A 13073-nucleotide genomic window follows, 5' to 3' on the forward strand; every position below is an offset into this window, starting at 1 on the left:
ATGACCCATCGCATTCTCGTGCTGTGGGACATCGACCGCACGCTGTTGTACGTCGGCGATATCGACCGGCAGGTCTACCGCGAGACTTTTTCCGAGATCGTCGGGCGGCCGGCGGACCGGCTTCCCGCCAGGGGCACAGGGGTAACCATGCCCCTCGCAATCCGGTCGCTGCTCCTCGAGAACGGCGTCCCTGAGCCGGATGTCCCCCGGCTGCTGCCGCGCATGGTGGACGTCCTACCGCACCGACTCGCGGCGCACGCTCAAGATCTTCGGCGCCTCGGGGTCCTTCTGCCTGGTGCAGTATCTGCCCTCAAGGCAGTGCATGGGCACGCGAGCCTCGTGCCGACCGTTGTGACGGGGAACCTCAAGCCCAACGCGCTTCTGAAGCTGAGAGCTTTCCAACTCGAAGGGTTCCTCGACACCGAGATCGGCGGGTACTCCTCTGATGACGATCACCGCCCCGCTCTCGTCTCGGTGGCTCAGCGCCGCGCTCAAGGCAGATACGGCACTTCGTTTACGCGCTCCAATACCGTCATCATCGGAGACTCCCTTGAGGACGTCCGCACGGGACTCGAGGGCGGAGCGGCCGTGATAGGTATCGCGTCAGGCAAGACCAGCGTTGACGAACTGGCAGCCGCCGGAGCTGACGTCGTCCTCGACAGCCTTGAAGACCTTCCTCAACTTCTGGATGCCATCGAGATGCTGACCACTGATGATGCGTGACAGGTCTGGCCTGCACGGGCCTTGACCGCCGATATCACTGGAGTGATATCGGCGCTGCCGTGTGGAACATACGCTGTCACGTGCAGGAAGAGGAACGGGGGCGCGATGCAGAAGCACGGCCGTGTATGCGGTGGCTGTGGCTGCCGTCTCAGCCAGTACAACAAAGAGCCCCTATGCGCCACCTGTGCACGCGGCCAGCGACTCGTTGCCTGCTCTGCCCCTCGCGTTCCGGATACAGTGTGGCGAGAGACCGAAGTTCAAGCCGCCATCGCGGCGTGGGAATTCGGTCGAGTAAGCCGACTCGTTCGCAAAGCGGCCGGCCTGCGCCAGGATGATATTGCGTTCATGACTGGACTGAGCCAGGGGCACGTGTCAATGCTCGAAGCTGGGAGCCGGCGCTTAACAAGCCTTGAAAAGGTCGCGCAGTTCCTCAATGGCATTGGTGCCCCTGACTCGTTTCTTCCAGCACCACTAGGCGGCGTCCAACAGGCGGCGCCGACGCCTCTCACGTCGGAACGTACTTCCCTGAACGAGGGAAATTCTGGAGGCGGGCGGCAGGCATCGGATGCTCGTAATATCGCAGCGCGGGCTGCGGCGCAGTCGTTGCAGTTCGTTGAGGAAATCACGAATAGCAATGTGAGTGATGTTGAGCTCGTAAAGCTGGAAGCCGAAGTCACCCGGCTTGCCACCGAGTACGTGCATGCTCCGTTGCACTCCCTATTCGAAGATCTCTTGTCGACACGAGACAGCATCTTCTCCCTACTCAAAGGTCGACAGCCGCCTCGGCAGGCGCGTGAGCTGTTCCTCCTCGCCGGTACGAGTTGCCTTCTAATAGCGCACGCATCCCAGAACCTGGGAGACGAAGGTGCCGCAATCGCTCAGCTCCAGACGGCGTGGACCTTGGCGGAGCACGCCGATTGCGATGATCTGCGGGCGTGGGTCAAAGGCACAGCTGCCCTATTCGCGGAATGGTCGCCGCGGCAACAAGCTGCCCTGGACTATGCACAGCAGGCCATGCTGCTTGCGTCTGGAGGTGAGACACGGGCCAGGATCGCCGCGATCGAAGCCAGAACCGCTGCTCGCGTCAAAGACTCAGACAGAGCAATCGCCGCGCTCGATGAGCTCAAGCGAGCCCGCGAGCTTCGGGCAGAGCCCGGCGGCCTGACTCGCTTTGGTGGGCTGCTCACCTTCCCGGTGGCCAAGCAGGAGTACTACATAGGTGGCACCTACGCCCTGCTCGGCAAGCACCGGTTGGCAGAAGAACATGCCACCGCAGCGATCCGCCTCTATGAGAGCGGGCCGCAGGAGCTGCGGTCCTACGGCGATGAGGCGCTGGCGCGCCTCGATATCGTGACGGCACGCATCGCCGCGGGCGAAGTCGAGGGTGCCGGCGAGCAGCTCCGACCTATCCTCGAACTGCCCGAAGACCGGCGTATCCGTCAACTTGGCGATGCCATGCATGGGGTGGCTAGGCTTCTTGAGGATCCACGATTCGCCCGCAGCCGACGGGCCCGCGAGCTGGCAGACGAGGCCCGCGGCTATCAGGTCATCGACACCCGAGCGAAGGTCATCGCCTCATGACAACGACGGTCTCTCCTGAGTCCGCCGCCCGTATCGCCTGTCGAGCATCGGGCTTGCCAGACAAGTCCCTCACGCCACTTCATCACCACGCTACCTCCGTGTTCCTACTGGATGCTGAGGATGTGGTGGTACGCGTCAGCCCCGCTGCGCAGCAGGGACGTCTTGAAACCTCTGTGTTGCTCACCCGGTGGCTTGTCGCGAACGGCTTCCCAGCCACGGAGCCTGCGGATGTTCGCCAGCCAGTGGTTTGCGGTCCCTACGCCGTCACCTTCTGGCAGCACTACCCACAGACAGCGTCGGGCACGCCAGCAGCCCACCACCTAGGAAGTCTGCTGAGGTCGCTGCACGATCTGCCGGCCCCGCCTTTCGAGCTGCCGGAATTTCAGCCCCTTTCCTCACTGAAGGTGACCCTCAGCTTCAGTACCTACCTGGCAGTTCCGCAACGAGAGTGGTTGTCGGCTCGGCAGACGCTACTCTTGGAGGCTTACCGGGGTTTGGAATTTCCGCTCGGTTATGGTCATATACACGCCGACGCGTACCCGGGTAACACGCTGTGGGACGCTCCAAGCGTCAGGCTTGGCGACTGGGACGAGGCCGCGATCGGTCCGCGGGAAATCGACTTGGCTAACACATTCCAGGGTGTCCGTTTCGGGCGTAGCGCCAGGGAACTGGATGAATTCAGCCTTCGTTATGGGTACGACATTCGGAATTGGTCAGGGCTCCCTGTCCTTTGCGAAATTCGGGACCTGCATACGCTCGGCTCTTTCATTCGCAGAGCTGACCACGGCGATGAAGCTGCCGCAGGGCAGCTGAATCATCGCATTGCAACGCTCATGAACGAGGATAGCCAAGCTCAGTGGAGTGCCGCATAAGCTTCCTGCGGGTGTGTCGTCTGCTCGCGTCAGCCAGGGCAGAACTCGCACAAGAAGCGAACGCGTCGCGCCGTCGTCAGCCCTTGGCCGTCTCCTCTACGACCCAGGGCAGGTAAGCACCCGATCCGCCTGTCACAGGAAGCAGTTCGTCCCTGAGTCCTGCCGGAGCGGACGAGGTAGGCGCAGGGGTGCCGCGTGGGATGGCGATCGCGACCCACCCGCCCCGCAGTGCAACAGCCCCTTGTGCGCGTGAACCGGTGTGCGGCATTACGGAACTGTGTGGAGGACTTGGCCACTACCATCGCGGCATGGCAGACCCTTCGGAATACGAGCTCGCGGCCTGGCGTGACATCCAACGTTTCAAGGGCCGCCCACTGTCACGACTGATGAGAAACGGTGGCGAGCAAGTGGCCACCGGCGCTGCGGAACTCGGCAAGCGTGCCGCGAAGTATCTGGAGAACCACCCACGGGCTCAATCGGCCGTTTCGCGTGGACAGGAAATCGCTGCCAAGGGCGCTCACAGGGTCAGCGCCGGAGCTCGCGGAGCCGCCGACGCCCTCCCGGACTGGAGCGGCGCGGCTTCTCAGTCCATCCGGAAGACGGTGGGACGGGTCTCGCGAGCGGGACTCTCCTCTGAGCGGGTGGTGGCGCGCCATAAGAAGCGCGGGCACGACGTTGCGTCGCTGGCCGACCTGCGCCGCCTCGACCTCCAGCAGATCGACGCTGTCCGTGGACGAGCAGCGAGCTGGTACTATCCGGCCGGCGCAGCGCTCTCGGGAGCGGGCGCGGGATTGGTGATCTCCGGAGGACAGTTCGTCATCGCCGCCTCCGCTGGCGCCGCGGCAGCGCCTTCGGGAGGTGCGATCGTCGGCGCTTTTACTGCTGATACCGCAGTCGTCCTCGGACTCGCGTCCCGCGCTGTTGGCCAGATCTCGCTGTTTTACGGCTACGACCCCGAAGAGCCTGCCGAGAAGCTCTTCGTGATGTCTGTCGTCAACGCCGGGACGGCGAGCTCGGCCACCGCCAAGAACGCCGCGATGGCTGACATCTCGCGGCTCACCCAAGCTCTCTTCCGCGGCAAGACGTGGAAGACCCTGAACGAGGCGGTTGTCGCCAGGGTCTCCGCGCAGTTCGCGAAGGCGTTCGGCTTTCGGCTCACCAAGGAGGGACTCGGCAAGGCCGTACCCGCAGTCGGCATCCTCGTCGGGGGCACCCTCAACTGGACCACTCTGGAGGGGATCATCGACGCCGCCGAGGTTGCCTACCGGCGGCGGTTCCTCCTTGAGAAGTACCCGCGTCTCGCCGACGAGGAGGCATCCGGTTCATTTCCTGATGTCGGCCCGGACGTCCCAGACGACGCCGACAAGGCGATCAGTGTGCTTGGCGAGCTCGCCGAGGCGGGCGGACCCGATCTCCGCTGAACCGACGCGGTTCACATGTCTTCCGGCGGTCCGAGACGTGCGTGCCCACGGTCGTGCCCTGCGTTTTCTACTCGTATGACCAGACCCGGCCGGTGGATTCGGCCGTCTCGCGGTACTCCTCGACGGGAATTGGGGCCACCCCAGGCCGTATCCGATTCAGCAGTAGAAGACCGCCGAGATGATCGATCTCGTGCGCGATGAGCGGGGCTTCGCCCCGTTCATAGGCCGTGGTCGCGGTGCTGCCGTCCGGCGTGACCGTCTTGACGGTGATCTTCAGGGGCCTGGGGGCCGGGGCCCGTACGTCGAAGAACGACAGACACCCTTCGAACTTCTCGTCCATCTCGTCGGAGGCGGCAGTGATACCTGGGTTGAGGAGCACGATCGGGTCCGCGTGGGGCGGCTGGACGACGGCTGCGGCCCGGCCGATGCCGATCTGTGGGGCGGCCAGGCCCAGGCCCTTGCCGGAGAAGTCGTGCGCGGTGCGGGTCCGTTCCGAGGCGTCGAGGAGTGGGCTGATGACGGTGTCGGCGGTCTCCCGCTCATCTTCGCTTACTGCCTGAGCCACTCGGTCACGGTGCGGATGACGAAGGCTTGGTATTCCTGGCTCTTGGGGTTCAAGTATTGCGGGTCATCGTGGACAGCGAAACCGTGCTGCGAGCCCTCAACGGGCACGAGGTCAACCGGTGCCGTGAACTGCTCGACAGCAACGCGCGAGGACTCGTACGGAACGAGCGTGTCACCCGTGCCGTGCACGATGAGCGTTGGTGCTTGGACCTCCGCGAGTGCTTCATAGGGATTAAGCCAAAACGCCTCGTTGAGAATGGGCCGCCCGTGGCGGAGCGTCGGCGTGAACTGGAGTGCGCCGCGCTCGTTGAGTTCCTGGGCGGCGTCCTGGCTGATGACGTCATCTGTCCAGTACGGTCGACTGTCGATAGTCCGCCGCTTATAGTCCAGCTGTGGGTTGAACAGCACGAGCCGAGTAACTTCGCTCGGTTGTTTTGCGGCGTAGTAGGCGCAGATACCGCCGCCGAAACTCGCGCCCAGCAACGTGATTTGTTCGGCCTGAGTCGCTTTGCGGACGTGCGCAAGCATGATGCGAATGTCGTTGAGGATTGTCGAGAGCGTTAGCTCTTCCTGCTGTCCTTCACTCTCGCCATGGCCGCGTAGGTCAAAACGGAGCGAGGCTATGCCGGCGTCAGCAAGGCCGCCTGCAAGCCGCGTGAAGAAGCCGCCTTCTTCGCGGGTGACGCCGCCGCCGTGCACAAGCACCACGGCCGACGGAGTCGGTTTCTGGGGACGTACAAGGGTGCCCGCCAGGTGCAGGCCGTCAAGGGTGCGAACGCTCACGCTGTTAGTCGCCATGAGGGCAAGCGTAGTTATCAGCTCACGGCGGCAAGGACCTCCGCCATAGAGTCGTAGCTGGCACGCGCTCGCCAGAACACGGCAAACCATCAAGGTCACGGGCACCAGAGCGCCCGAGGTCGTGAGCTGGATCGAGCAGTCCCGTCGAAGGACCTGAAGCGCTACACCCACGCCGACGCACATGACGTCCGCTCGCTGCTCCTGGACATCCACGTTGAGGTGTACGCGAACGATGCCGACCCGTTCCTCTCGTGCAAACGGTTCTCTTACTTCGTGGACCTGTGGTCGGTGCGGGAGGACTGGCTGTGGGTTTCTTCTTCGGCGAGGCGTCGTTGGCACACGAGACCGCATGCACACTGCGGGATCTCGGTGATCACCAGCGGGCGATCAAGGAGTTCCGGCGCTCAGTGCGCACGCGTGGAACTGCGTTCCGGCAGACGCACGCGGTGACCCTCGGGTACATGGGCGCGACGCAGATCGCACAAGGTGGCGTCGAAGAAGCCTGCGCGATATGGACCAGCGTCCTGGACGCTATGGAGGACGGGATCTACTCCGGCCGTGCGCGGCAGAGGGTCGTCGAGATGCGACAACTTCTGTCACCCTACCGGAAGCGCGGCCTCCCCGCGGTAGGCTTGCTCGATGCCCGCGCGGCGGCGTATCTGGCCCAAGTAGATTGATTGCAAGTGTCGTTGAGACGGAGTCGAAAGGCTGGGGCCATGACCTTGGAGATCAATCCGATCGGGGAAGTCGTCGCGGGCCGTAGGGAGGTCGCTGATGACTATTGGGGTGGCATCGAGTCGGTAATTCAGCTCGATGAGGATGAGTTTCCACTCGACTCAGTGCAGGGCCTGCGTGAATTCTCTCATCTGGTGGTCGTGTGGCACTTCGACCAAGCGTCCCCGAGCGACATCGAGTACCACGCCCGCAGCCCGCGCGGAAACCCGCAGTGGCCGGCAACAGGCACCTTCGCGCACCGCAATCACCGGCGCCCCAATCAACTCGCGCAGTCCTTCCCCCGCCTGTTGGGAGTCGACGGCCTCCGTCTGCGGGTGACCGACCTGGATGCCGTGGTCGGTACGAAGATTTACGACCTGTCTCCGTTCTTCATTGAGATGGGGCCGCGCGGCCCGGTTCACGAGCCCGCATGGCCTGGCGAGATGCTGGAGAACTACTGGGCAGAGAAGGGTTGACCCTCGGTGCTCGGCAGGGGGCCTCCAGTCGCTCGCCGAGACTCAGCCGACGGTGAGGGCCAGGAAGGCGCGGACGGTCCTGACATGCTGGGCGGCATGGCGACTCTCGATGGAAAGCCCATGTCCGCAGACGACTTGCTCCCCCTGGCACTCACCAACTTCGGTCACTTCACGTCCATGCGCGTCGATGGCGATGGCAGCATCCGGGGCCTGAGGCTGCACATGGAACGGCTCGTACGCGACTGCAAGACCGTGTGGGGCGCGGATCTGGACACCGCGCTCGTTCGCGAGTACGTCCGCCGGGGCCTGGAGGGACAGAGCGGCCCGTGCGTCGTCCGAGTCACGATCTACGACCCGAAGGTCGAGATGGGACACCCGGCCGACGCTGACGAGCCGCACATCCTGGTGTCGGTGCGCGGTGCCGGCGCCCTGCCCCCGGAGCCGCTGCGCGCCATGAGCGTGCCGTACGAGCGCGACCTGCCGGAGGTGAAGCACGTCGGTCTCTTCGGTGCCCTGCACGCCCGTGGGACAGCGCAGCGCGCGGGGTTCGGCGACGCGCTGTTCGTCGGCCGCGACGGTCTCGTGAGCGAGGGCGGCACCTGGAACGTTGCCTTCATCGATGGCAACGGGACTGTGGTGTGGCCGCAGGCCCCCGTGCTGCCCGGTGTGACGATGGCCCTCCTTCAGAAGAACGCCAACGGCGTTGAGCACCGCACTGTCCCCGTCACCATCGACCAGGCCAAGCGTATGGCGGCGGTCTTTGCGACGAACACCAGCATCGGGGTACGCGCCCTGTCGGCGATCGACGACAAGGAACTGCCGACTGTTCACCCTGTGCTGAGCGCGCTCCGCGAGATGTACCTGTCCATCCCCGGTGAGACCCTGTAGCTGTACCGCCCAGCGGCTGGCCATGCTGTGCGCGGCTTCCCGGACGGGACGCCCATCCCGAGCGAACCACGCGCGGCCGGTTCACCGTGCCACCTCCGTTGTCACATGAAAGAGACGGCATACCCGTGCCGCCGGATCACGACTACCTTGCAGGCATGACCTTGGTCCGGCCTTCCAGCCGTCTCGATCGCCTCTCCGATGCGCCTGGCGAGCTCTTCGTTTACGGCACGCTTCAGTTCGCTGTCGTCCTCGAAGCTCTGTTGGGGCGAGTACCGGCCTACATTCTTGCTTCCGCACCGGGGTGGCGCGCTGCCGTGCTCGAAGGCCGGGTCTATCCCGGACTCGTTGCCGCGCCCGGAACCGCCGCGGCCGGCCTCTTGCTCACCGACCTGACCGACCAGGAATGGACGTTGCTCGACTCGTTCGAGGACAACCGGTACGAGTTGCGGGAGGTGGCTCTCTCGACCGGCGGCAACGGGTTGGCGTACATCTGGCCGGACGGGGAGGTGCGGCCAGAGGACTGGGACCGAGCCGAATTCGAGAGTCTGCATCTTCAGGCTTACGCCGCTCGGTGTGCCCGGATCGGCCCGAGGTTGGCCGCAGGCGAGCCCAAGGGCGAGTAGGCAGTCCGGCGCCAGGCTGGTCAGGCGTTGCAACCCTCACCAGCACAAGCGGTTCACGACTACCTTGCTGATATGACGATCTCGGCTGTACCCGCCCGTGCCGTATTAGAAGAAGCCTGCGCTCTTGCAGACTTCGACCCCGCAGGCGCCGAGCCTGTCCGCCTCGCCGAGAATGAGATCTGGCGTCTCGCCAGCAATGTAATCGTCCGTATCGCCCGCGCTGGCCAGTGGAAGGCAGCCTTGCGTGAGGTCCTCGTGGCCCGGTGGCTCGCCGACAACGGAGTGTCGGCCGTGCGAGCGTTGCCGTTTGAGCAGCCCATCGAGGCCGGAGGCCAGCCCGTGACCTTTTGGGCCGAGCTCCCGCCGCACGAGATCGCCAACGTCATGGACGTCGTGACGCTGCTGAAGCAACTTCACCCATTGCCGGTGCCGGACCTGCCGCTCGACCGGCTGGACCCGTTCGTCCGGGTGTCTGAGCGGATCAAGGCGGCCACGTCGCTGTCGGAGGACGATCGCGCCTGGTTGCGGGACCGGCATGCGGAACTTCGCGAGCAGTGGGAGCGCCGGCCCCAGGGCCTGCCCGAGTGTGTCGTACACGGTGATGCGTGGGTGGGCAACGTCGTACGTACGACGGACGGGCCGGTACTGCTGGACTTCGAGCGGGCCTCCGTCGGGCCGCCAGAATGGGATCTGGTCTCGATCGCGGTCAAGGTGTCCACGACCGGTACTGTCACCGCAGCGGAGTATGCCGAGTTCTGTGCTGCGTACGGCATGGACGTCACACAGTGGGAGGGGTATGACCTCCTCGCTGGAGCCCGTGAGTTGCGCATGACCACCTATGCGGCCCAGCACGCCGCAACGCGCCCGGTGTGGCAAGCCGAGGCACAGTACCGCGTCGACTGCCTGCGCGGCCGTGCCGAGCCGCGTCCCTGGAGCTGGAAAGGGATCATGTGATGTATTCCATGCATCCGGTCGGACGTTCTGGCCCACGCCTTGCTGTGCGTGAACTCGCCCTTGAGGACGTGGATGCGGTGCTGGCCATCTACGGCAGCCCCGAAGCTACGGAGCACCTGTCGTTCGAACAGCGTAGCCGTGAAGAGGTGACCCAGATGGTGGCCAGGTCGATCGCCTCGGCGAGGGCGACTCCGCGCAACGAATACGCTCTCGCCGTCATCGAACGGGACACGAACGAGCTGATCGGGTTCGGCCGTCTCGCTGCCGATCCGCATCAGCAGCGAGCAGCCACCACGGGCTTCGCGCTGCGTCCAGATGCCTGGGGCGTCGGATACGGCGTGGAGATGGTGCGGTTGCTGCTCAGCGTCGGCTTCGACGATTTGGGCCTTCACCGCATTTGGGGAGCGCGGTCTCCTCTTAACGGCGCTTCGGCCAAGACGATGGCGGCTGTCGGGATGGTTGAGGAAGGAGTGATCCGCGAGCACGTTTTGAAAGCTGGCAGATGGCGGGACTCCGTAGTGCACGCGATCCTCGATCGAGAGTGGCAGTCCACCACGCCGGTGTAGGACTCCTTCCGAACCCTGGGGTTAGCAAAAAGGGGAGCCGCATTGCCGCCCGATGCCGTGGCTCAGACGCGGACGTCGGCCGGTCGGCGAACAACCCGGCGTCGTCAAAAGCAACCGGACGCTCATCCTCCGGCTTACTTTGCGGTCGATTCGTCGACCACCCACGACAGGTAGGCGTCGGACCCGCCAACAATTGGCAGGACGACCCACTCCGGAACCTCATAGGTGTGTTCCTGGGCCACCCAAGTCTCAAGCTCCGGCAGACGATCGGAGGACGTCTTATATGAGATCCGCCATTCGCGGGTGGTTTCGATCCTTCCCTTCCACCAGTAGACCGCGGTCAACGGCGGGTCAATGTGGGCGCCAGCGGCTAGATGGTTCTCGACTGCGCCTCGCGCCAGGACCATCGCTTTGTCCTCGTCGTCGATGGTCGTCTGTGCGACAACGATCTCGTCCGCCATGCAACTGGCCTGCCTTCCTCGTCGGCGTACCTCGACACTATCCAGCCCATCTGCCAATCCTCCACGCCTCATGATTCGTAGCACAGGCACTCCTTGCGGACGAGCTACTCGGTGCATGTGGCGTGGATCCTGGCTTCGTTCTCGGCTAGGGGCTCGGCGAGCTTTGCGAGTAGTTCCACGTTCTCCTCGAGCCGAATGCGCAGTTCGGCCGGGTTGTTGCAGCCGGGCCAATCCTCAACGTTTCCATGGTCCGGATTTGTGTCTGAAGCGAGGCGATTGTCGCCGAGATCCCAGCTCTGCCTGGGCCGATCGAGCCGGTGACCTACCCGCCCGGCGCCGGTCCGCCGGCCGCCCAGGCTTGAGCGGCCGCGAGGTTCGGCGCGGTGCCTTCGGGCACGTATGCGAAGCCGTCCCAGGGCTCCAGGACCCGCGGTTCCTCCGGCCGCACGTGGGTGGCCCCGCCGCCGACGGGCCGGTGTCGGCGGTAGACGTCCATCGGTGCACACCTGCGCCGGTGGTAGGGAGCGAGTGGGTCGTCGGGGTCGATGCTAGGGGCCGCGCTGGACGGCTGGTCCGGCGGTCCGGGACGGGCGTGCCTGCCCACGGTGATGCCCTGCCTCTTCTACTCATATGACCAGGCCCGGCCGGTGGCTTCGGCCGTCTTGCGGTACTCCTCGACGGGGATCGGGGTCATTCCGGGCCGTATCCGAGTCAGCAGCAGAAGACCGTCAAGGTGATCGATCTCGTGCGCGATGAGCCGGGCTTCGCCCCGTTCGTAGACCGTGGTCGTGGTGCTGCCGTCCAGCGTCACCGCCTCGACGGTGATCCGCAGGGGCCTGGGAACCAGGGCCCGTACGTCGAAGAACGACAGGCAGCCTTCGAACTTCTCGTCCATCTCGTCGGATGCGGAAGTGATACGAGGGTTGAGGAGCGTGATCGGATCGGCGCCGGGCGGCGTGACGACGGCTGCGGCCCGGTCGATGCCGATTTGCGGGGCGGCCAGGCCCAGGCCCTTGCCGGAGAAGTCGTGTGCGCGGCGGATGCGTTCCATGGCGTCGAGGAGTTGACCGACGACGGCGTCGGCCTGCTTCCGCTCGTCCGGGAGTCCAAAGGAGCGGCCGGGCTCGGCCAGGATGGGGGCGCCGTACTGGACGATGCCGAGGTCGCGCATCTGTTGGCTGGGTCGCACTCGGATCATCCCCCTTCGTGGACGGTCATCGGGATTCTGCCCCGCGGTGTGCTACGAGGCGGCTCGTTTCGGCCTCGACGGCCGATGCGGGCCCGCGGTTTCACATCATGTGATGGTGCCGGTGGTGAGGGCCAGGGCGTGTGCCTGGACTTCGGGGTTGGTGGCCAGAGCTGCATCGGCGAGGAGGTGGAGACGCCAGTACAGCTCCAGGCGTCGCTGGTCGGCTGGAGCGGGCCCGTGGGTGAGCACGGGCTGAGGTGAGAGCAGGCGTAGACGTACGGCGAGGCGGGCAAGGTCGGACGTCGGGTCGCCGAAAGCGGCGAGTTCCCAGTCCAGCAGTACACGTGGGCCCTCTGGGACGCGGACGAGGTGTCCGAGCTGAAGGTCGTGGTGGAGCAGCCGGTGCTCGATGTCGAGATTCACTCGGTCGAGGTCTTGGCGGAGGGCTGCTGCGACGGTAACGAGATCGGGTGCCGTGGCTGTGTACAGGTTCAGGCGGTCGTGGAGGTAGTCGCGCCAGGTGTGGTGGCGGGTGGCTCCGGCGAGGCGCCCGAAGTGCGTTCCGGGGATGGCATGGACTGCGGCGAGGGGACCGGCGAGTTCATCCAGGAACCGGTCGGCGGGGACGGGCTCGGCCTGGACGACGCTCTGGGCGGTCCAGGCCGGCTGCATTTCGATGTCAGCGTGCAGCAGGCGGGGGCTCGGGACCCGGTGGTGCGTGAGGAGGGCTAGAGCGGCGGCCTCGTTGGCGGCACGGGCAGGGTCGCTGTAGTGCTTGAGGATGTACGGCTCGTGCCGCCGATGTGCCAGACGCGGACGCTGGCAACGGCGGCGGTCAGCAGCGGTGCGCCGATGAGCCAGGCGGTTTTCGTCACATGGCCCTTGCCGCACAAGCCAGATAGACTCGCCGGAGTCCGGCAACGGGCACCCGGGTCGTCGCGGTCATAGGCGGCAAGTGGATTGATTCGTCGTCCCCTGGGAGGCCCCGTCATGCTGTCCACGCCGCTCACGGCGGACCGTCGGCTACCCAGTGGAATCCGCTCTGCTCACTCGTCGAGTGTGCCGGTGCCTTCTTCACCCTCAAGGCGAGCGTGTGTTCCTCCATCGCTACAACTTCTAGGCCATCGGCGTCCTCCACATTCGGATGCGCGGGCGTTGCGTATCGCAGTGTTGTCGTCTGTCCGGTTCACACCCAATGGGCTGGCGGTTCGAGGCCGTCTTCCCAAGCATTGAATCTTCGGCT

Annotated in this window: 16 protein-coding genes; 10 read left to right on the forward strand and 6 right to left on the reverse strand. The window is 65.1% G+C overall.

Annotation, left to right across the window (positions count from 1 at the left end; genetic code table 11):
- The 4 genes from ACYUED_RS38160 to ACYUED_RS38175 all read left to right on the forward strand — a co-directional run bounded on the left by ACYUED_RS38160 (position 1) and on the right by ACYUED_RS38175 (position 4597).
- Positions 1-723: an HAD family hydrolase gene (locus ACYUED_RS38160; protein ID WP_491288998.1), complete on the forward strand. Its 723-nt coding sequence runs from the start codon at positions 1-3 to the stop codon at positions 721-723.
- A 105-nt stretch (positions 724-828) separates the two neighbouring features.
- Positions 829-2304: a helix-turn-helix domain-containing protein gene (locus ACYUED_RS38165; RefSeq protein ID WP_491288999.1), complete on the forward strand. Its 1476-nt coding sequence runs from the start codon at positions 829-831 to the stop codon at positions 2302-2304.
- Entirely contained in the window at positions 2301-3176 is an 876-nt protein-coding gene (locus tag ACYUED_RS38170) for a phosphotransferase family protein (RefSeq protein ID WP_491289000.1), read from the forward strand. Before ACYUED_RS38165 ends, ACYUED_RS38170 begins: the two co-directional genes overlap by 4 nt.
- A 308-nt stretch (positions 3177-3484) precedes the next feature.
- Entirely contained in the window at positions 3485-4597 is a 1113-nt protein-coding gene (locus ACYUED_RS38175) for an EcsC family protein (RefSeq protein WP_491289001.1), read from the forward strand.
- Positions 4598-4664: 67 nt separating this feature from the next.
- On the opposite strand, the gene ACYUED_RS38180 is transcribed toward ACYUED_RS38175, so the two are convergent.
- Positions 4665-5162 (reverse strand): peptide deformylase, encoded by a 498-nt coding sequence (locus ACYUED_RS38180; protein WP_491289002.1) that lies wholly within the window; start codon positions 5160-5162, stop codon positions 4665-4667.
- Entirely contained in the window at positions 5147-5959 is an 813-nt protein-coding gene (locus tag ACYUED_RS38185; protein ID WP_491289003.1) for an alpha/beta hydrolase, read from the reverse strand. Before ACYUED_RS38185 ends, ACYUED_RS38180 begins: the two co-directional genes overlap by 16 nt.
- A gap of 305 nt (positions 5960-6264) precedes the next feature.
- On the opposite strand from ACYUED_RS38185, the gene ACYUED_RS38190 reads away from it, so the two are divergent.
- The 6 genes from ACYUED_RS38190 (at position 6265) to ACYUED_RS38215 (ending at position 10180) form a co-directional block, all read left to right on the forward strand.
- On the forward strand, positions 6265-6636 hold the full coding sequence (locus ACYUED_RS38190; RefSeq protein ID WP_491289004.1) for an NsdA family TPR-like regulatory protein: 372 nt from the start codon (positions 6265-6267) through the stop codon (positions 6634-6636).
- A 39-nt stretch (positions 6637-6675) separates the two neighbouring features.
- Positions 6676-7149, forward strand: a complete 474-nt coding sequence (locus ACYUED_RS38195) for a TrmO family methyltransferase domain-containing protein (protein WP_491289005.1) — start codon at positions 6676-6678, stop codon at positions 7147-7149.
- Between the two features lie 96 nt (positions 7150-7245).
- Entirely contained in the window at positions 7246-8037 is a 792-nt protein-coding gene (locus ACYUED_RS38200) for an aminotransferase class IV family protein (protein ID WP_491289006.1), read from the forward strand.
- A 155-nt stretch (positions 8038-8192) separates the two neighbouring features.
- Positions 8193-8660, forward strand: coding sequence for a gamma-glutamylcyclotransferase family protein (locus ACYUED_RS38205; protein ID WP_491289007.1), 468 nt, complete (start codon positions 8193-8195; stop codon positions 8658-8660).
- Positions 8661-8732: 72 nt separating this feature from the next.
- A complete protein-coding gene (locus ACYUED_RS38210; protein WP_491289008.1) occupies positions 8733-9614 on the forward strand; it encodes a phosphotransferase family protein in 882 nt (293 codons plus the stop codon).
- A gap of 8 nt (positions 9615-9622) precedes the next feature.
- Entirely contained in the window at positions 9623-10180 is a 558-nt protein-coding gene (locus tag ACYUED_RS38215) for a GNAT family N-acetyltransferase (RefSeq protein WP_491294613.1), read from the forward strand.
- A gap of 134 nt (positions 10181-10314) precedes the next feature.
- On the opposite strand, the gene cutA is transcribed toward ACYUED_RS38215, so the two are convergent.
- The 4 genes from cutA to ACYUED_RS38235 all read right to left on the reverse strand — a co-directional run bounded on the left by cutA (position 10315) and on the right by ACYUED_RS38235 (position 12502).
- A complete protein-coding gene (gene cutA / locus ACYUED_RS38220; RefSeq protein WP_119581078.1) occupies positions 10315-10641 on the reverse strand; it encodes a divalent-cation tolerance protein CutA in 327 nt (108 codons plus the stop codon).
- A gap of 322 nt (positions 10642-10963) precedes the next feature.
- The gene (locus tag ACYUED_RS38225; RefSeq protein ID WP_240439411.1) at positions 10964-11137 is read right to left on the reverse strand and encodes a DUF6087 family protein; all 174 of its coding nucleotides are present in this window, start codon (positions 11135-11137) and stop codon (positions 10964-10966) included.
- A 126-nt stretch (positions 11138-11263) separates the two neighbouring features.
- Complete coding sequence (locus ACYUED_RS38230) at positions 11264-11839, reverse strand: peptide deformylase (protein ID WP_491289009.1); 576 nt, start codon at positions 11837-11839, stop codon at positions 11264-11266.
- 96 nt (positions 11840-11935) lie between these two features.
- Entirely contained in the window at positions 11936-12502 is a 567-nt protein-coding gene (locus ACYUED_RS38235; RefSeq protein WP_332112914.1) for a phosphotransferase family protein, read from the reverse strand.
- Between the last annotated feature and the right edge of the window lie 571 nt (positions 12503-13073).

Source organism: Streptomyces sp. DF42 (genome assembly GCF_058267695.1).

What these genes read in the sequence shown, in the direction of transcription:
- ACYUED_RS38160 (WP_491288998.1), top strand. Translation starts at nt 1, where the DNA reads ATGACCCATCGCATTCTCGTGCTGTGGGACATCGACCGCACGCTGTTG.
- ACYUED_RS38165 (WP_491288999.1), top strand. Translation starts at nt 829, where the DNA reads ATGCAGAAGCACGGCCGTGTATGCGGTGGCTGTGGCTGCCGTCTCAGC.
- ACYUED_RS38170 (WP_491289000.1), top strand. Translation starts at nt 2,301, where the DNA reads ATGACAACGACGGTCTCTCCTGAGTCCGCCGCCCGTATCGCCTGTCGA.
- ACYUED_RS38175 (WP_491289001.1), top strand. Translation starts at nt 3,485, where the DNA reads ATGGCAGACCCTTCGGAATACGAGCTCGCGGCCTGGCGTGACATCCAA.
- ACYUED_RS38185 (WP_491289003.1), bottom strand. Translation starts at nt 5,959, where the DNA reads ATGGCGACTAACAGCGTGAGCGTTCGCACCCTTGACGGCCTGCACCTG.
- ACYUED_RS38195 (WP_491289005.1), top strand. Translation starts at nt 6,676, where the DNA reads ATGACCTTGGAGATCAATCCGATCGGGGAAGTCGTCGCGGGCCGTAGG.
- ACYUED_RS38200 (WP_491289006.1), top strand. Translation starts at nt 7,246, where the DNA reads ATGGCGACTCTCGATGGAAAGCCCATGTCCGCAGACGACTTGCTCCCC.
- ACYUED_RS38205 (WP_491289007.1), top strand. Translation starts at nt 8,193, where the DNA reads ATGACCTTGGTCCGGCCTTCCAGCCGTCTCGATCGCCTCTCCGATGCG.
- ACYUED_RS38210 (WP_491289008.1), top strand. Translation starts at nt 8,733, where the DNA reads ATGACGATCTCGGCTGTACCCGCCCGTGCCGTATTAGAAGAAGCCTGC.
- ACYUED_RS38215 (WP_491294613.1), top strand. Translation starts at nt 9,623, where the DNA reads ATGCATCCGGTCGGACGTTCTGGCCCACGCCTTGCTGTGCGTGAACTC.
- cutA (WP_119581078.1), bottom strand. Translation starts at nt 10,641, where the DNA reads ATGGCGGACGAGATCGTTGTCGCACAGACGACCATCGACGACGAGGAC.
- ACYUED_RS38225 (WP_240439411.1), bottom strand. Translation starts at nt 11,137, where the DNA reads ATGGACGTCTACCGCCGACACCGGCCCGTCGGCGGCGGGGCCACCCAC.
- ACYUED_RS38230 (WP_491289009.1), bottom strand. Translation starts at nt 11,839, where the DNA reads ATGATCCGAGTGCGACCCAGCCAACAGATGCGCGACCTCGGCATCGTC.
- ACYUED_RS38235 (WP_332112914.1), bottom strand. Translation starts at nt 12,502, where the DNA reads ATGCAGCCGGCCTGGACCGCCCAGAGCGTCGTCCAGGCCGAGCCCGTC.